Source organism: Pseudomonas sp. P7759, assembly GCF_013386445.1.
Classification (GTDB): Bacteria; Pseudomonadota; Gammaproteobacteria; order Pseudomonadales; family Pseudomonadaceae; genus Aquipseudomonas; species Aquipseudomonas azotoformans_A.
Genome location: NZ_JACART010000006.1, coordinates 298440 through 314932, shown reverse-complemented (window position 1 = coordinate 314932; position 16493 = coordinate 298440). Strand labels below are relative to the sequence as shown.

Genomic DNA, 16493 nt, shown 5'->3' with positions numbered 1-16493 from the left:
TCTGGTTCGGCAGTTTTTTAACGCATTTACCTTTGCAGGGTTTTGATGCATTGGCCGTGCCTGCTTTTGGCAAACGCGCACCTTCTGGCCGACACCCACAAAATATTGTTCAAAAAATCACCAATCCCGGTATGATCGCGCGCCCGGATACAGCCCCACCTTTTGGAACCCTGATGAAGCCTCAATTGATCGCCGCCGCGGAACTCGACCGTCTCGAAACGTGGCAGAAATATTCCGCGCACATGTGCGGTGGTTGCGTGTCCAGCTGCTGCACGCTGCCGGTCGAAGTGAAGGTCAAGGACCTGATCCGCATTGGCCTGGTCGATGAATTCGAGCTGGGCGACCCGGCGAAGAACATCGCCAAGCGGTTGCAGAAGGAAGGCATCGTCGAGCGCTTCAACTCCAAGTCCGAGATTTTTACCCTGCAGCGCATGAGCAACAACGATTGCCTGTTCCTGGATCGTAAGACGCGCTTCTGCACTATTTATGACAAGCGCCCGGATACTTGCCGCAACCACCCAAAGATCGGGCCGCGGCCGGGGTATTGCGCGTATAAGCCAAAGGAAGTGGTGCGCGAGACTAAGTTCAAGACCCTCGACAAGTTCTGATCCCAATTTTGTATTGCTTGGACTACCGCTTTCGCGAGCAAGCCCGCTCCCACATTTGAACGCATTCCAAAGTTGGAACTCGGTCGAATGTGGGAGCGGGCTTGCTCGCGAAGGGGCCAGTACAGCCACTACACAAACTGCAGGCACAAAAAAACGCCCCCGGCCTTTCGACCGGGGGCGTTTTTCATTCAGCCTGAGTTAACTCAGTTCTTGGCTTTCTTGGCAGCGCGGGTACGCTCGCCTTCGTCCAGGATCTTCTTACGCAGGCGGATCGACTTAGGCGTGACTTCGCACAGCTCGTCGTCCTGGATGAATTCCAGGGCCTGTTCCAGGGTGAAGCGAACAGGTGGAACCAGAGCGATGGTTTCGTCTTTGCCCGAAGCACGCATGTTGTCGAGCTTCTTGCCTTTGGTTGGGTTGACGCCCATGTCGTTGTCACGGCTGTTCAGACCAACGATCTGACCGTTGTAGATCTCTTGACCGTGTTCAACGAACAGCTTGCCACGCGCCTGGAGGGTTTCCAGGGAGTAGGTCAGCGCCTTGCCGGTTTCTACCGATACCAGAACACCGTTCTGACGGCCGGACATGTCGCCGGACTTCATGGTGTCGTAGCGATCGAAGATCGAGGTCAGGATGCCAGCACCGTTGGTCAGGGTCAGGAACTGGTTACGGAAACCGATCAGACCACGCGCAGGGATGTTGTATTCCAGACGTACACGGCCTTTGCCATCCGGCACCATGTTGGTCAGGTCGCCTTTACGCAGACCCATCTCTTCCATCACCTTGCCCTGGGATTCTTCCGGGGTGTCGATGGTGACGTTTTCGAACGGTTCCTGCTTCACGCCGTCAACCTGACGGATGATCACTTCTGGACGACCAACGCCCATTTCGAAGCCTTCGCGACGCATGGTTTCGATCAGTACCGAGAGGTGCAGCTCACCACGGCCGGAAACCTTGAACTTGTCAGCCGAGTCGCCTTCTTCAACGCGCAGAGCAACGTTGTACAGCAGCTCTTTGTCCAGACGCTCCTTGATGTTACGGGAGGTCACGAACTTGCCTTCTTTACCGCAGAATGGCGAGTCGTTTACCTGGAAGGTCATGGAAACGGTTGGCTCGTCAACGGTCAGAGGCTTCATCGCCTCGACGTTGTCTGGCTGGCACAGGGTGTCGGAGATGAACAGCGAGTCCATACCGCTTACGCACACGATGTCGCCGGCGAAAGCTTCTTCAACGTCGATACGGTGCAGACCGTGGTGACCCATCAGCTTCAGGATACGACCGTTACGCTTCTTGCCGTCGGCGCCGATGGCGACAACCGGGGTGTTCGGCTTGACGCTACCACGAGCGATACGGCCAACACCGATAACACCCAGGAAGCTGTTGTAGTCCAGTGCCGAGATTTGCATCTGGAACGGGCCGTCACGGTCAACTTTCGGCGCTGGTACGTTGTCGACGATCGACTGGTACAGCGGGGTCATGTCTTCAGCCATGTCGGTGTGTTCCAGACCGGCAATGCCGTTCAGGGCCGAGGCGTAGACGACTTTGAAGTCCAGTTGTTCTTCGGTGGCACCCAGGTTGTCGAACAGGTCGAAGATCTGATCCAGAACCCAATCCGGACGCGCGCCTGGACGGTCAACCTTGTTGATGCACACGATCGGACGCAGGCCGGCTTCGAAAGCCTTCTTGGTCACGAAACGGGTTTGCGGCATAGGGCCGTCTTGAGCGTCAACCAGCAGCAGAACGGAGTCAACCATCGACATTACGCGTTCTACTTCGCCGCCGAAGTCGGCGTGGCCCGGGGTGTCCACGATGTTGATGTGGTAGCCGTTCCAGTTGATAGCGGTGTTTTTAGCCAGGATGGTAATACCGCGCTCTTTTTCCTGGTCGTTGGAGTCCATCACGCGCTCGTCGTTGAGCTCGTTGCGCTCCAGGGTGCCGGATTGACGCAGGAGTTTGTCTACCAGGGTGGTTTTACCATGGTCAACGTGAGCAATGATGGCGATGTTACGTAGATTTTCGATCACTTGTGTATCTCGATCAGAGGATTCGGTGTGCTGACAGGTCGTGGCAGCGATTAACAGTAGAGTCAGGCCTTGCCGTTACAGCTTGACGGCAGAGTCGGGGGGCCGGTGACGCAGGCCACAGGCAAACAGCCCCGGGCTCTTAGCTCGGTCGATAAACGCGCACATTGGCATGCCCCTCACTGAGCAAATGGTGGGCATGCAGGCGACTCATCACGCCTTTGTCGCAATACAGCAGGTACTGACGGCTGTTATCCAGTTCCTTGAAACGCGCGTTCAATGCATAGAACGGCAGCGTTTGTACGTCGATGCCGGCGATTTCCAGCGGCTCATCTTCAGCGGCATCCGGGTGACGGATGTCGATGATGATCTGGCCGGCCAGGGCTTCGCTGACTTCTTCGATCTTCACATCCTGGCCCAGTTCGTCGATCACACGATCGATCGGGACCAGCTTGGCGTTCTCGAGCGCACGCTCCAGAATCGCCATGTCGAATTCTTTCTCTTCATGCTCCACGCGGTGACGCTTGGCGTGGGTCTTGGGGTTCACCGAAATGACCCCGCAGTACTCGGGCATGTGCTTGGCGAAGTCGGCGGTGCCGATTTCTTCTGCCAGGTCGATGATGTCCTGCTTGTGGCTGGCGATCAGCGGGCGCAACACCAGCTTCTCGGTAACGCAGTCGATGATCGACAGGTTCGGCAGCGTCTGGCTGGACACCTGGGAGATCGCCTCACCGGTCACCAGCGCGTCGATCTGCAAGCGATCGGCAATCTGCGACGCGGCGCGCAACATCATACGCTTCAATACCACGCCCATATGACCGTTATCGACTTTACCGAGAATTTCGCCCAGCACTTCCTCGAACGGTACGCTCACAAATAGCACGCGTTGGGAGCTGCCGTATTTCTTCCAGATAAAGTGCGCGACTTCCATCACGCCCAATTCGTGTGCACGCCCGCCCAGATTAAAGAAGCAGAAGTGGCTCATCAGGCCACGGCGCATGATCTGGTAAGCGGCAACCGTGGAATCGAAACCGCCGGACATCAAGACCAGGGTCTGTTCCAGGGCGCCCAGCGGGTAGCCGCCGATGCTGTTGTGCTGGCTGTGGATGACAAACAACCGTTGGTCGCGAATTTCCATGCGCACTTCAATTTGCGGCGCTTTCAGGGAAATTCCGGCGGCGCCGCACTCGCGACGCAGCTTGCTGCCGACGTATTTTTCGACATCCATGGAGCTGAAAGTGTGCTTGCCGGCACGCTTGCAGCGCACCGAAAAGATCTTGCCTTCCAGCTCACTGCCGTAATGCTGTTTGCACTTCTCGGTGATGTCGTCGAAGTCGCCCAGCGGGTACTCATCCACCTGCAGGAAATGCGCGATACCCGGCATGCAGCTCAGGCGCTCGGTCATGTCCTTCAAGGCTTTGGGCTCGGTAACACGGGTTTCCAGCTCGAGGTTGTCCCACACGCCGTTCACCACCACAGCCGGGTCCAGATCGCGGAGCACGGCACGGATGTTCTTGGCCAATTGACGGATGAAACGCGTCCGTACCGGTCGGCTTTTGATGGTGATCTCGGGGAAGACTTTTACGATTAATTTCATGGAAACAGCGCGCGCCGGGCCTGCTGAAAAAGGGGGGCGCGGATTATAGCGGAAATCGCTCAAGGTTTAACCAGTTAATATGCATCACAAGCGCAACGCACTAAAGAGGTGCATTTGTGCGCCTTTGCGCTACATTGCGGTGCGCTATTTTTGGGCTTTTGTCGCAATGCACCTTTATAGGGGCGTTTTTGGAGCAGAAAACCCATGTTGGCGCACTGGCATGCAATTTGCTCTCTTGTGAGGCAGGTTGCCATGGCGGACTATCCGCGCCGGCATCACCCACATTCTAAGGGCTAACTCCACTACCCCAGCCCGAAGCCACCCGGAGGACACTATGTCGAAGTCGGTTCAACTCATCAAAGATCATGACGTTAAATGGATTGATCTGCGCTTCACGGACACCAAAGGCACTCAGCACCACGTGACCATGCCGGCTCGCGACGCGCTGGATGAAGCTTTCTTCGAAGAAGGCAAAATGTTCGACGGTTCCTCCATCGCTGGCTGGAAAGGCATCGAAGCCTCCGACATGATCCTGATGCCGGACGACAGCACTGCCGTACTCGACCCGTTCACCGAAGAGCCGACCCTGATCCTGGTCTGCGACGTGATCGAGCCTTCGACCATGCAAGGCTACGACCGCGACCCACGTGCGATCGCCAAGCGTGCCGAGGAATACCTGAAGTCCACCGGTATCGGTGACACTGTATTCGTAGGCCCAGAGCCAGAATTCTTCATCTTCGACCAGGTTAAGTTCAAGTCCGACATCTCCGGCTCCATGTTCAAGATCTACTCCGAACAAGGCTCCTGGATGTCCGACCAGGACGTGGAAGGCGGCAACCATGGCCACCGTCCAGGTATCAAAGGTGGCTACTTCCCAGTTCCGCCGTTCGACCACGACCACGAAATCCGTACCTCCATGTGCAACGCCATGGAAGACATGGGCCTGGTCATCGAAGTGCACCACCACGAAGTGGCCACTGCCGGTCAGAACGAAATCGGTGTGAAGTTCAACACCCTGGTTGCCAAGGCTGACGAAGTACAGACCCTGAAGTACTGCGTACACAACACTGCAGTCGCTTACGGCCGTACCGCTACCTTCATGCCTAAGCCACTGTACGGCGATAACGGTTCGGGTATGCACGTTCACCTGTCCATCGCCAAAGATGGCAAGAACACCTTCGCTGGCGAAGGTTATGCCGGCCTGTCCGACACTGCCCTGTACTTCATCGGCGGTATCATCAAGCACGGTAAGGCCCTGAACGGCTTCACCAACCCGTCGACCAACTCCTACAAGCGTCTGGTCCCAGGTTTTGAAGCACCGGTCATGCTGGCCTACTCGGCACGCAACCGTTCCGCTTCGATCCGTATTCCTTACGTGTCCAGCCCTCGCGCTCGCCGTATCGAAGCCCGCTTCCCGGATCCAGCAGCCAACCCGTACCTGGCATTCGCGGCCCTGGTCATGGCTGGCCTGGACGGTATCCAGAACAAGATCCACCCTGGCGACGCCGCCGACAAAAACTTGTACGACCTGCCGCCTGAAGAGGCCAAAGAGATCCCACAAGTGTGCGGCAGCCTGAAAGAAGCCCTGGAAGAGCTGGACAAGGGCCGTGCGTTCCTGACCAAAGGCGGCGTGTTCAGCGACGACTTCATCGACGCTTACATCGGCCTGAAAAGCGAAGAAGAAATCAAGGTTCGCACCTTCGTACACCCACTGGAATACGAGCTGTACTACAGCTGCTGATCCGGTAGCGCTATTTAACGTAGCGTGATGAAAAAGACCTCCTTCGGGAGGTCTTTTTTTGCCTGACATAAAAGCCTGACACCCTCACTATTGAGACCTCGCCCAACTGCCCGACAAGGAAACCGACCTTGAACCTGCGAATCGCCTTTGCCCTGCTATTGATCAGCACCAATGCCTCTGCGGCGCCCGCCACGCTCGAGCCTCTGCTCAACAGCATCGCCGAACGCCTGGAGATCGCCGACCAGGTAGCCCTGAGCAAATGGGACAGCCACAAGCCTGTAGAGGACAAAAAGCGCGAACAAGAAGTGATCGCCAGCGTCGTCGCCCAAGCACCGAGCTACACATTGGCGCCTGCCGCGGTCGAGCAGTTTTTCGCGGCGCAGATCGAGGCGAACAAACTGGTGCAGTACACCCATCTGTCCGACTGGCAGTTCCAGGGCAAGGCGCCTGACGATCCGCGGCCGGACCTGGTGAAACAGATCCGCCCGCAGCTGGACGAACTGCAAAAACGCCTGCTGCAACAATTGGCGGACTTCACCCCGCAGCGCACCGACCCACAGTGCCCACAGTGGCTGGCCGAAGCCGTGCATGAGCCGCTGAATGATCCGTTGCGTCAACTGGCGATGATCCGTGCCACCGCAGAGCTCTGCGTTCGACCTACCTGATTTGAGGAACCGTCCTGCATCTTCACCTGGGCCGGCAGCCATAGCCTGAGCGCTCACTCACTGAACAGGACGGAACCATGGACACCCTCAAGTGCTTGATTGCAGCAGCGCTAGGTTTGTCGTTGCTGGGCTGCGGCACGCAGGCAAAGGATGCGGCACAGATCGAGAAAGAGGTTTTGCTTGAACGCAGCGAGTCGTGGGATGGCACACCCTACAAAGCCTACCCTTCCGGCCCGCCGCAGCTCACGCTGATACGCCTGAAGATCCCTGCGCGCACGCAACTGCCCTGGCACACCCACCCCATGCCCAACGCCGCCTACATTGTTTCGGGTGAGTTGACCGTTGAAGCCCGCAGCAGCGGGGCTACGCGCACCTTGAGGCAAGGCCAAGCCCTGGCCGAGATGGTGGGCACCGAGCATCGCGGCGTCACCGGAGACACCCCGGTGGAGCTTCTGGTGTTTTATGCGGGCACCCCAGGCATGCCACTGTCAGAGCAACACTGACCGCTGCGGATCGTTTTCACCTCATATAGAAAACGGTCGGCTCACCACTTCCTGAACAACCTTCACAAAACCGCACTATATTGGTGCGATAGGCTGCACCCTTCCCACCTGCCCAGCCCATTTTGGTTCGAAACTTCCCGAGCAAGCTGGCAGAACGCCACAGTTTCGCGCCTAAAACCCCCATTTCAGGGCTTGCACGCTTCTTTTCGGAGCCTTGGTTTGGTTTTTGCATTTTCCTTGTATCAGCGTGTGCCTCAAGCCCGCGCCTTGCTCCAAAAGAGGTCCTGATGACCATCAGCGATGCACTGCACCGATTGCTACTCGACAACCTGACCACCGCGACCATCCTGCTCAATGATGACCTGCGCCTTGAGTACATGAACCCGGCGGCGGAGATGCTCCTGGCTATCAGCGGCCAGCGCAGCCATGGGCAGTTCATCAGCGAATTGTTCACCGAGTCGGCCGAAGCCTTGAGCTCGCTGCGCCAGGCGGTGGAGCAGGCACACCCGTTCACCAAGCGCGAGGCGATGCTCACGGCCCTTACCGGCCAGACGTTGACCGTCGACTACGCCGTGACCCCGATCCTGAGCAACGGTGCCACCCTGCTGTTGCTGGAAGTGCACCCCCGTGACCGCCTGCTGCGCATCACCAAGGAGGAAGCGCAGCTGTCCAAGCAGGAGACCAGCAAGATGCTGGTGCGCGGCCTGGCCCATGAAATCAAGAACCCACTCGGCGGCATCCGTGGCGCGGCGCAGTTGCTGGCCCGCGAGCTGCCGGACGAAAACCTCAAGGACTACACCAACGTCATCATTGAAGAAGCCGACCGCCTGCGTAACCTGGTGGACCGCATGCTCGGCTCCAACAAGCTGCCGTCGCTGGCGATGACCAACGTGCACGAAGTGCTGGAGCGTGTCTGCCAACTGGTCGAGGCCGAAAGCCAGGGCTGCATCACCTTGGTGCGCGACTATGACCCCAGTATTCCGGATGTATTGATCGACCGCGAACAGATGATCCAGGCAGTGCTCAATATCGTACGCAACGCCATGCAGGCCATCAGCAGCCAGAACGAGCTGCGCCTGGGCCGCATCAGCCTGCGCACCCGCGCCCTGCGCCAGTTCACCATCGGTCACGTGCGCCATCGCCTGGTGACCAAGGTCGAGATCATCGACAACGGTCCGGGCATTCCTGCGGAACTCCAGGAAACCATTTTCTTTCCCATGGTCAGCGGCCGCCCAGACGGTACCGGGCTGGGCCTGGCCATTACCCAGAACATCATCAGCCAGCATCAGGGCCTGATCGAATGTGAGAGCCATCCTGGCCACACCACCTTCTCGATCTTTCTGCCACTGGAACAAGGAGCCCCATCGACATGAGCCGTAGTGAAACTGTCTGGATCGTCGATGACGACCGTTCTATCCGCTGGGTCCTCGAGAAAGCCTTGCAACAGGAAGGCATGACCACCCAGAGCTTCGACAGCGCCGACGGGGTGATGAGCCGCCTGGCACGCCAGCAGCCCGACGTGATCATCTCCGACATCCGCATGCCCGGCGCCAGCGGCCTGGACCTGCTGGCGCGGATTCGCGAGCAGCATCCACGCCTGCCGGTGATCATCATGACCGCGCACTCGGACCTGGACAGCGCTGTCGCGTCCTATCAGGGCGGCGCCTTTGAATACCTGCCCAAGCCGTTCGACGTGGACGAGGCGGTGGCGCTGGTCAAGCGCGCCAACCAGCACGCCCAGGAACAGCAGAGCCAGGAAGCACCACCAGCGCTGACCCGCACCCCGGAAATCATCGGCGAAGCGCCGGCGATGCAGGAAGTGTTTCGCGCCATCGGGCGCTTGAGCCACTCCAACATTACCGTGCTGATCAACGGCGAATCGGGCACCGGTAAAGAACTGGTGGCCCACGCGCTGCACCGCCACAGCCCACGGGCGGCCTCGCCGTTCATTGCACTGAACATGGCGGCTATCCCGAAGGATTTGATGGAGTCCGAGCTGTTCGGCCATGAAAAAGGCGCGTTCACCGGCGCGGCCAACCTGCGCCGCGGCCGCTTTGAACAAGCGGACGGCGGCACGCTGTTCCTCGATGAAATCGGCGATATGCCAGCCGATACCCAGACGCGCCTGCTGCGCGTGCTGGCGGACGGTGAGTTCTATCGGGTGGGTGGGCACACGCCGGTCAAGGTCGACGTGCGCATCATCGCCGCGACCCACCAGAATCTGGAAACCCTGGTCCACGCCGGTAAATTCCGTGAGGACTTGTTCCATCGCCTTAACGTGATCCGCATTCACATTCCACGGATGTCGGACCGTCGCGAAGACATTCCCACCCTGGCCCGCCATTTCCTCAGCCGCGCTGCCCAGGAGCTGGCCGTCGAGCCGAAGCTGCTGAAAAGCGAAACCGAGGAATACCTGAAGAACCTGCCGTGGCCCGGCAACGTGCGCCAGCTGGAGAACACCTGCCGCTGGATCACAGTGATGGCGTCCGGCCGTGAAGTGCACATCAGCGACCTGCCGCCGGAGCTGCTGAGCCTGCCACAGGATTCGGCGCCGGTGACCAACTGGGAGCAGGCCCTGCGGCAATGGGCCGACCAGGCCCTGGCTCGCGGCCAGTCGAACTTGTTGGACAGCGCCGTGCCGGCGTTCGAGCGAATCATGATCGAGACCGCCCTGAAGCACACCGCCGGTCGCCGTCGCGATGCCGCCGTGTTGCTGGGCTGGGGCCGCAATACGCTGACTCGCAAGATCAAGGAGCTGGGGATGAAGGTCGACGGTGGTGACGATGACGAGGGCGACGAGGGCTAAAGGTGCACCGCTTCAATGCACCATGAACCGGCATTGGGCATGGATCCAACCTATGAGACTTCGGCCTCACTGATAAAAATCTAAAAGCCTAAAACACCAAAGCCCCGTATTCCGGGGCTTTGCGCTTTCTGGAGAAATTTTTTGGCACACTTTGCCGACTCTGGCACGCGCCCTGCAATAACCCCTGTACTACCCAGTTTCGGGGACCTTGGTACAGGCAGGCCGAGAATCCCCTCTTTACACCCGGGGTGCTTGATGCGAATCGCGTCGCGCTCCACACCGCTTTGGGGAACCTCGGTACAGGCAGGCCGGGGATTCCCTCTTTAACACCGAAGCCTTGAAAGCTTCACCCCGTTTTGGGAGCCCTGGTACAGGCAGGCCGGGAACTCCCTCTTTTATTGCTCTTGGAGATGGATCTCCAGCCGCCAGCGGCCTTCAGTCTTTTCTCCTTTCCATTCCCCGCGCAACGGCCGAGCCGCCACCAGGTTCAGTAACAGGCCGCCATCGGTCTTGCGCACGCGCCAGTTCACATCCTTGTCATTGACCTTGAGTTGCCCACTGGCAGCCTTGCCTTGCGCGTCGAACAGCAGCGCCACGGTGCCGTCGATATGCTCGCCGTGCAGCTTGGGTTCGCTGTTGAACCACACCACTACGCCGTCCGCTGCGGTCTCGACCTGTTGCAGCTCGACCGGGTCCGGCGTGGTCAGGCGGCCGATCATCAGGCCCACCATCAAGCCAACAATTGCCAAAGAGCCCATGACCCGTGGCATTAGCTTCGGTCTTGGGTCCTCTTCGGGGGTAGAATGCAGCGCATCTTTACCTTCGGAGCCGTGCATGTTTCACGTCATCCTTTTTCAACCAGAAATTCCGCCGAATACCGGCAACGTTATCAGGCTGTGCGCCAACAGTGGCTGCCACCTGCATTTGATCGAGCCTTTGGGCTTTGACATGGACGACAAGCGCCTGCGCCGTGCCGGGCTGGACTACCACGAGTACGCCACGCTCCAGCGCCACGCCGACCTGGCCAGCTGCCTGGAAAGCCTGGGCCACCCACGGTTGTTCGCGTTCACCACCAAGGGCTCGCAGCCGTTCCATGATGTCAGCTTCGCCGAAGGCGACGCCTTCCTGTTTGGTCCGGAAAGCCGGGGCCTGCCGGCGGAGGTGCTTGACGCGCTGCCCGACGGTCATCGCCTGCGCTTGCCGATGCGCGAGGGCTGCCGCAGCCTGAACCTGTCCAATACCGTGGCGGTTGCTGTCTATGAAGGTTGGCGCCAACTCGGCTTCAAATAACACCGCAAAACAAATGTGGGAGCGGGCTTGCTCGCGAAAGCGGTGTGTCAGTCACTGAAGATATCGACTGAAGTACCGCATTCGCGAGCAAGCCCGCTCCCACATTTTTTACCGCGTCGACTTACTGAACCGTCGACGAACCTTCCTGTTGCATGCGCTGCAGCTCTTGAGCGTACAGGGCATCGAAGTTCACCGGAGCCAGCATCAGCGCCGGGAACGAGCCACGGGTGACCAGGCTGTCCAGGGTCTCGCGGGCATACGGGAACAGGATGTTCGGGCAGAACGCGCCCAGGGTGTGGCTCATGGACGCTTCGTCCAGGCCCTGGATCAGGAAGATACCGGCCTGTTGCACTTCAGCGATGAAGGCCACTTCTTCGCCGTTCTTGACGGTCACGGAGAGGGTCAGCACCACTTCGTGGAAGTCGCCTTCCAGGGCTTTCTGGCGGGTGTTCAGGTCCAGCGCAACGCTTGGGGTCCATTCCTGGCGGAAGATGGCCGGGCTTTTCGGCGCTTCGAACGACAGGTCACGCACGTAGATGCGCTGCAGCGAGAACTGTGGCGCTTGGGCTTCTGCAGCTTCGGTGTTCTGTTGGTCAGTCATCGCAGATCCTTGTGATCTTGGGGTCTTTTAGGGTTTAGGAGTCAGACGAGCAGCAGCGCATCGAGTTTACCGGCGCGCTCAAGGGCGAACAGGTCGTCGCAACCACCGATGTGCCTGGCGCCGATCCAGATCTGCGGCACGGACGTGCGCCCCGCCTTCTGGGCCATTTCGGCGCGCACCTGGGGTTTGCCGTCGACCTTGATTTCTTCGAAGGCAACGCCCTTTTTCTCAAGCAGGGCCTTGGCCCGCATGCAGTAAGGGCACCAATCGCTGGAATACACGACAACCTGGCTCATATCACTTCACCAGCGGCAGGTTATCGGCGCGCCAGCTGCTGATGCCACCGGACAGCTTGGCCGCGGTGAAACCGGTCTTGAGCATTTCACGGGCGTGGGTGCCGGCGTGCTGGCCTTGGGCGTCGACCAGGATAATGGTCTTGGCCTTGTGCTTTTCCAGCTCGGCCAGGCGCGCGATCAGCTTGTCCTGCGGAATGTTCAGGGCACCGACGATGTGGCCGGTGGCGAAATCCTTGGCTGGGCGGATGTCCACGACAACGGCCTCGTCCTTGTTGACCAGCGCGGTCAGCTCCGCCGTGCTCAGGCTGCGGCCACCGCGGCTCAATTCGTGAGCGATCAGCAGCGCCAGCAGGATGACGAAGGCACCCACAAGCAGATAGTGGGCAGTGGCAAATGCAATCAGGTGATCAACCATCAAGGAGGTTCCAGGGCGTTAAAATGGCGGTAAGTATACACAGCCGTCAGGGGGGGCCAACCCCCGTAAAGCGGTGACGTGGTCGGAACTTCGCTTTAAACTGCCACTCCCTTTTCAATTGTCTTCCTTTATTACCGCCGCGAGAGGATCTATGACTACTACGCCTAAACCTTTGGTCCTGATAATTCTCGATGGCTTCGGACACAGTGAAAGCCACCACGACAACGCGGTATACGCGGCCAAGAAGCCGGTACTCGACCGCCTGACCGCCACTGTACCCAACGGACTCATCTCCGGTTCCGGCATGGACGTAGGCCTGCCGGACGGCCAGATGGGCAACTCGGAAGTCGGCCACATGAACCTCGGCGCCGGACGAGTGGTATACCAAGACTTCACCCGCGTGACCAAAGCGATCCGCGATGGCGAGTTCTTCGAGAACCCGACCATCTGCGCCGCGGTAGATAAAGCAGTGGCCGCCGGCAAGGCCGTGCACTTCATGGGCCTGCTGTCCGATGGCGGCGTCCACAGCCACCAGGACCATCTGGTGGCCATGGCCGAACTGGCCTTCAAGCGCGGCGCCGATAAGATCTACCTGCACGCCTTCCTCGACGGCCGCGACACCCCGCCGAAAAGCGCGCAGTCGTCCATCGAACTGCTCGACGCCACCTTCGCAGCGCTGGGAAAAGGCCGCATCGCCAGCCTGGTGGGCCGTTACTTCGCCATGGACCGTGACAACCGCTGGGACCGCGTCTCCCAGGCCTACAACCTGATCGTCGACGGCCAGGCCGAATTCCACGCCGCCACCGCCCAGGAAGGCCTGGAAGCCGCCTACGCCCGTGGCGAGAGCGATGAATTTGTCAAGGCCACCACCATTGGTGAGCCGGTGAAGGTAGAAGACGGCGACGCCGTGGTGTTCATGAACTTCCGCGCCGACCGCGCCCGCGAGCTGAGCCGTGTGTTTGTCGAGGACGGTTTCAAGGAGTTCGAGCGTACCCGCCAGCCAAAAGTGCAGTACGTGGGCCTGACCCAATACGCCGCCAGCATCCCAGCCCCCGCCGCTTTTGCAGCAGGCACGCTGGATAACGTGTTGGGCGACTACCTGGCGAAAAACGGCAAGACCCAGCTGCGCATTGCCGAAACCGAAAAATATGCCCACGTGACCTTCTTCTTCTCCGGCGGCCGCGAAGAGCCGTTCCCAGGCGAAGAACGCATCCTGATCCCGTCGCCAAAGGTCGCCACCTACGACCTGCAGCCGGAAATGAGCGCACCTGAAGTCACCGACAAGATCGTCGACGCCATTGAACACCAGCGTTACGACGTGATCGTGGTCAACTACGCCAACGGCGACATGGTCGGCCACAGCGGCAACCTGGAAGCCGCGACCAAGGCCGTGGAATGCCTGGACCTGTGCGTCGGCCGCATCGTCGACGCCCTGGAAAAGGTCGGCGGCGAAGCGCTGATCACCGCCGACCACGGCAACTGCGAGCAGATGTCCGACGAATCCACCGGACAGGCCCACACCGCCCACACCACCGAGCCAGTGCCATTCATCTATGTTGGCAAGCGTGATTTCAAGGTGCGTGATGGCGGCGTGCTGGCGGATGTGGCGCCGACCATGCTGATGCTGATGGGGTTGGAGAAGCCGGTGGAGATGACTGGCACCTCAATCCTGGTCTGAAAATATTTCAGGGGTTGCTCAATGCGAGTAGCCCGTCAATAATAGACCTGAGCGCGAAACCAGTTGCCTCCAGCGGCGATAACTGGCGTAGGAACCCCGTCGATGGCTGGACATCAGCGTAGGGTGAGATCTCCACACCCCCGCTTGAGGGTGTGTATATGAATATCAAGCATGTCATTTAGGGCAGTTCTCTCGAACTGCCCTTTTCTTTGCCTGCTATAAAAGTTGGTAACGCCTGTAGATCAGTTCGCCATGACGGTGTTTATTCAAAGCCTTGGCATCGGTCTGCATGAAATTCCACAGCAGATTGCCTTCCTGGATATTCACAACCACCAGCATTTGCCGTTTGGTTTCATAAGCGCCAATGAAGGCCAAACGAGTCGAGCCATCACTGTAAGCGACACGCCAAATTTCCAGAGGTCCGGTCAGTGTATCCAGCGCGAACTTTACATATCGCTCTCTGGCATCTTGTCGTTTTTCAACTATGTGCCGCAGGGTTACACGCCGGATCAACACTTCTCCTAACGGAGAAACGATACGAATTTCTGAGGACGCTGAATCGGTAAATCCCAAGTTGGAGGCCACGACTTCAACAGCATCAGCAATGTCCTTGCCTGTCGTCACTTCCTCAAGCGAACAGGACCGAAGAGCCCGGTCGAGGCTACGCAAGTCGGGCAAGCCGTGATCAAGCCAAGTTTTCTGGCCTTTGAGTTCATGAATACGGGGCATTACCGATCGGGCCGACTACCTAATGAGCGGGTTCGAGAGTCTATTCCCAGAACCAAAACTCCGTTCAAGCGGAGCGTTTCAAGGCGTTTCTTCGATTTGGTTTAAACCCTTAAACCAACCGATTAAATCGCCCTAAACGGCTTTTTATGACGAACGCCTCAAAGCAGTTGGCTTTGAGGCGTTTTTTTTGCTGCGGTTGGCGGGCATACTAGGCCGTCCATTTCCCTGGTGTCGCCCGCCTCTATGCTTCGCGCCTTGATTACCCTTGCTCTTGTCTGCCTGCTCCAACCGGCGTTTGCCGATGAGCGCGCACAAACCCAACAACAGTTGGACGCTACGCGTCAGGACATTACCGAGCTGAAAAAACTGCTCGGCAAGCTCCAGGAAGAGAAATCCGGGGTGCAGAAAGACCTGCGCGGCACGGAAACCGAGATGGGCAAGCTGGAGAAGCAGGTCCAGGAGCTGCAAAAAGAATTAAAGAAGAGCGAGTCGGAACTGGAGCGACTCGACGCTGAGAAAAAAAAACTCCAGAGCGCACGCGTTGAACAACAACGCCTGATCGCGATCCAGGCCCGTGCCGCCTACCAGAACGGCCGCCAGGAATACCTAAAGTTGCTGCTCAACCAGCAGAACCCCGAGAAATTCGCGCGCACCCTGACCTACTACGACTACCTGAGCAAGGCCCGCCTGGAGCAACTCAAAAGCTTCAATGAGACCCTGCGCCAGTTGGTCAATGTCGAGCAGGAGATCGGCAACCAGCAATCCCAGCTGCAAGACCAGAAAGTCGCCCTCGACACCCAGCGCAACGAATTGGACAAGGTCCGCAAGGAACGCCAACTGGCCTTGGCCAAACTCAATGACGACGTAAAGGCCCGTGACGCCAAGCTGCAGGCCCGCGAGCAGGACCAGGCCGACCTGGCCAAAGTGCTCAAGACCATCGAAGAAACCCTGGCCCGCCAGGCACGTGAGGCCGAAGAAGCGCGGCAGAAAGCGCTGATCGCCCAGCAGGAAGCCGAAAAAAAGCGCCAGCGTGAGGCCGAGCTGGCTGCCACCTCGGACGCGCCGGCCCCGCGTAAACCGGCGCGTGCAGCGCCTGGCCCGCTGGTTTCCAGCGCGGGTGAGAACTTCGGCGGCCCTTTTGCTTCAGCCCGCGGCAAACTTCCATGGCCCGTTGATGGTCGATTACTGGCACGCTTTGGGGAAACCCGTGGCGATGACACCCGCGCGAAGTGGGATGGCGTGATGATCAGCGCCTCCGCCGGCAGCCAGGTGCACGCCGTCCACGGTGGGCGCGTGGTGTTTGCCGATTGGCTGCGCGGCGCTGGCTTGTTGGTGATTCTTGACCACGGTAATGGCTATTTGAGCCTTTACGGCCACAATCAGACTTTACTCAAGTCGGCAGGTGATGTTGTAAAAGCCGGTGAATCCATCTCCACTGTCGGTAACAGTGGTGGCCAGGACACCCCGGCGCTGTACTTCGCTATTCGTCAGCAGGGTCGCCCGAGCGATCCTGCACAATGGTGCCGTTCCCAAGGATAGGGCT

The 16493-nt window shown here is 59.0% G+C and carries 16 protein-coding genes; 9 read left to right on the top strand and 7 right to left on the bottom strand.

Annotation, left to right across the window (positions count from 1 at the left end; translation table 11 throughout):
* Positions 1-173 precede the first annotated feature (173 nt).
* The gene (locus HX823_RS07440) at positions 174-608 is read left to right on the top strand and encodes a YkgJ family cysteine cluster protein (protein WP_017734855.1); all 435 of its coding nucleotides are present in this window, start codon (positions 174-176) and stop codon (positions 606-608) included.
* A gap of 203 nt (positions 609-811) precedes the next feature.
* Here the strand turns inward: HX823_RS07440 and typA are convergent, their stop codons facing one another.
* Both typA and thiI read right to left on the bottom strand, forming a co-directional pair.
* On the bottom strand, positions 812-2632 hold the full coding sequence (gene typA, locus HX823_RS07435) for a translational GTPase TypA (RefSeq protein ID WP_032890153.1): 1821 nt from the start codon (positions 2630-2632) through the stop codon (positions 812-814).
* 139 nt (positions 2633-2771) lie between these two features.
* Complete coding sequence (thiI, locus tag HX823_RS07430) at positions 2772-4226, bottom strand: tRNA uracil 4-sulfurtransferase ThiI (protein ID WP_177074543.1); 1455 nt, start codon at positions 4224-4226, stop codon at positions 2772-2774.
* Positions 4227-4560: 334 nt separating this feature from the next.
* Here thiI and glnA point away from each other — a divergent pair, with 334 nt between their 5' ends.
* The 5 genes from glnA (at position 4561) to ntrC (ending at position 9941) form a co-directional block, all read left to right on the top strand.
* On the top strand, positions 4561-5967 hold the full coding sequence (gene glnA / locus HX823_RS07425) for a type I glutamate--ammonia ligase (protein WP_016979133.1): 1407 nt from the start codon (positions 4561-4563) through the stop codon (positions 5965-5967).
* Between the two features lie 128 nt (positions 5968-6095).
* Entirely contained in the window at positions 6096-6632 is a 537-nt protein-coding gene (locus tag HX823_RS07420; protein WP_177074542.1) for a chorismate mutase, read from the top strand.
* Positions 6633-6709: 77 nt separating this feature from the next.
* Positions 6710-7135 (top strand): cupin domain-containing protein, encoded by a 426-nt coding sequence (locus HX823_RS07415; protein ID WP_177074541.1) that lies wholly within the window; start codon positions 6710-6712, stop codon positions 7133-7135.
* A 287-nt stretch (positions 7136-7422) separates the two neighbouring features.
* Positions 7423-8508 carry a nitrogen regulation protein NR(II) gene (gene glnL / locus HX823_RS07410; RefSeq protein WP_016979130.1) on the top strand — a complete coding sequence of 362 codons (1086 nt, stop codon included), beginning with the start codon at positions 7423-7425 and terminating at the stop codon, positions 8506-8508.
* Entirely contained in the window at positions 8505-9941 is a 1437-nt protein-coding gene (ntrC, locus tag HX823_RS07405) for a nitrogen regulation protein NR(I) (protein ID WP_016979129.1), read from the top strand. Before glnL ends, ntrC begins: the two co-directional genes overlap by 4 nt.
* 395 nt (positions 9942-10336) lie before the next feature.
* Here the strand turns inward: ntrC and HX823_RS07400 are convergent, their stop codons facing one another.
* Positions 10337-10777: a hypothetical protein gene (locus HX823_RS07400; protein ID WP_038841677.1), complete on the bottom strand. Its 441-nt coding sequence runs from the start codon at positions 10775-10777 to the stop codon at positions 10337-10339.
* Between HX823_RS07400 and HX823_RS07395 the strand changes: the two genes are divergently transcribed.
* Positions 10776-11231 (top strand): tRNA (cytidine(34)-2'-O)-methyltransferase, encoded by a 456-nt coding sequence (locus HX823_RS07395; RefSeq protein WP_016979127.1) that lies wholly within the window; start codon positions 10776-10778, stop codon positions 11229-11231. The genes HX823_RS07400 and HX823_RS07395 overlap by 2 nt on opposite strands.
* A gap of 121 nt (positions 11232-11352) precedes the next feature.
* On the opposite strand, the gene secB is transcribed toward HX823_RS07395, so the two are convergent.
* From secB to HX823_RS07380, 3 genes are read right to left on the bottom strand one after another with little or no spacing between them, the layout of a single operon-like run.
* On the bottom strand, positions 11353-11832 hold the full coding sequence (gene secB, locus HX823_RS07390; protein WP_010213875.1) for a protein-export chaperone SecB: 480 nt from the start codon (positions 11830-11832) through the stop codon (positions 11353-11355).
* Positions 11833-11873: 41 nt separating this feature from the next.
* Positions 11874-12128: a glutaredoxin 3 gene (gene grxC / locus HX823_RS07385; protein WP_033896917.1), complete on the bottom strand. Its 255-nt coding sequence runs from the start codon at positions 12126-12128 to the stop codon at positions 11874-11876.
* A 1-nt stretch (position 12129) separates the two neighbouring features.
* Positions 12130-12543, bottom strand: a complete 414-nt coding sequence (locus HX823_RS07380) for a rhodanese-like domain-containing protein (RefSeq protein WP_010213877.1) — start codon at positions 12541-12543, stop codon at positions 12130-12132.
* A 151-nt stretch (positions 12544-12694) separates the two neighbouring features.
* Here HX823_RS07380 and gpmI point away from each other — a divergent pair, with 151 nt between their 5' ends.
* Positions 12695-14221 (top strand): 2,3-bisphosphoglycerate-independent phosphoglycerate mutase, encoded by a 1527-nt coding sequence (gene gpmI, locus HX823_RS07375; RefSeq protein ID WP_038841672.1) that lies wholly within the window; start codon positions 12695-12697, stop codon positions 14219-14221.
* Positions 14222-14437: 216 nt separating this feature from the next.
* On the opposite strand, the gene HX823_RS07370 is transcribed toward gpmI, so the two are convergent.
* Positions 14438-14950 (bottom strand): PBECR2 nuclease fold domain-containing protein, encoded by a 513-nt coding sequence (locus HX823_RS07370; protein ID WP_177074540.1) that lies wholly within the window; start codon positions 14948-14950, stop codon positions 14438-14440.
* A gap of 243 nt (positions 14951-15193) precedes the next feature.
* Here HX823_RS07370 and HX823_RS07365 point away from each other — a divergent pair, with 243 nt between their 5' ends.
* Entirely contained in the window at positions 15194-16489 is a 1296-nt protein-coding gene (locus HX823_RS07365) for a murein hydrolase activator EnvC (RefSeq protein WP_061434945.1), read from the top strand.
* The last annotated feature ends 4 nt before the right edge of the window (positions 16490-16493 follow it).

Coding starts and splice junctions, on each gene's coding strand:
- HX823_RS07440 (WP_017734855.1), top strand. CDS start 174: ATGAAGCCTCAATTGATCGCCGCCGCGGAACTCGACCGTCTCGAAACG.
- ntrC (WP_016979129.1), top strand. CDS start 8,505: ATGAGCCGTAGTGAAACTGTCTGGATCGTCGATGACGACCGTTCTATC.
- thiI (WP_177074543.1), bottom strand. CDS start 4,226: ATGAAATTAATCGTAAAAGTCTTCCCCGAGATCACCATCAAAAGCCGA.
- gpmI (WP_038841672.1), top strand. CDS start 12,695: ATGACTACTACGCCTAAACCTTTGGTCCTGATAATTCTCGATGGCTTC.
- HX823_RS07380 (WP_010213877.1), bottom strand. CDS start 12,543: ATGGTTGATCACCTGATTGCATTTGCCACTGCCCACTATCTGCTTGTG.
- HX823_RS07365 (WP_061434945.1), top strand. CDS start 15,194: ATGCTTCGCGCCTTGATTACCCTTGCTCTTGTCTGCCTGCTCCAACCG.
- HX823_RS07370 (WP_177074540.1), bottom strand. CDS start 14,950: ATGCCCCGTATTCATGAACTCAAAGGCCAGAAAACTTGGCTTGATCAC.
- HX823_RS07395 (WP_016979127.1), top strand. CDS start 10,776: ATGTTTCACGTCATCCTTTTTCAACCAGAAATTCCGCCGAATACCGGC.
- HX823_RS07400 (WP_038841677.1), bottom strand. CDS start 10,777: ATGCACGGCTCCGAAGGTAAAGATGCGCTGCATTCTACCCCCGAAGAG.
- secB (WP_010213875.1), bottom strand. CDS start 11,832: ATGACTGACCAACAGAACACCGAAGCTGCAGAAGCCCAAGCGCCACAG.
- grxC (WP_033896917.1), bottom strand. CDS start 12,128: ATGAGCCAGGTTGTCGTGTATTCCAGCGATTGGTGCCCTTACTGCATG.
- glnL (WP_016979130.1), top strand. CDS start 7,423: ATGACCATCAGCGATGCACTGCACCGATTGCTACTCGACAACCTGACC.
- glnA (WP_016979133.1), top strand. CDS start 4,561: ATGTCGAAGTCGGTTCAACTCATCAAAGATCATGACGTTAAATGGATT.
- HX823_RS07415 (WP_177074541.1), top strand. CDS start 6,710: ATGGACACCCTCAAGTGCTTGATTGCAGCAGCGCTAGGTTTGTCGTTG.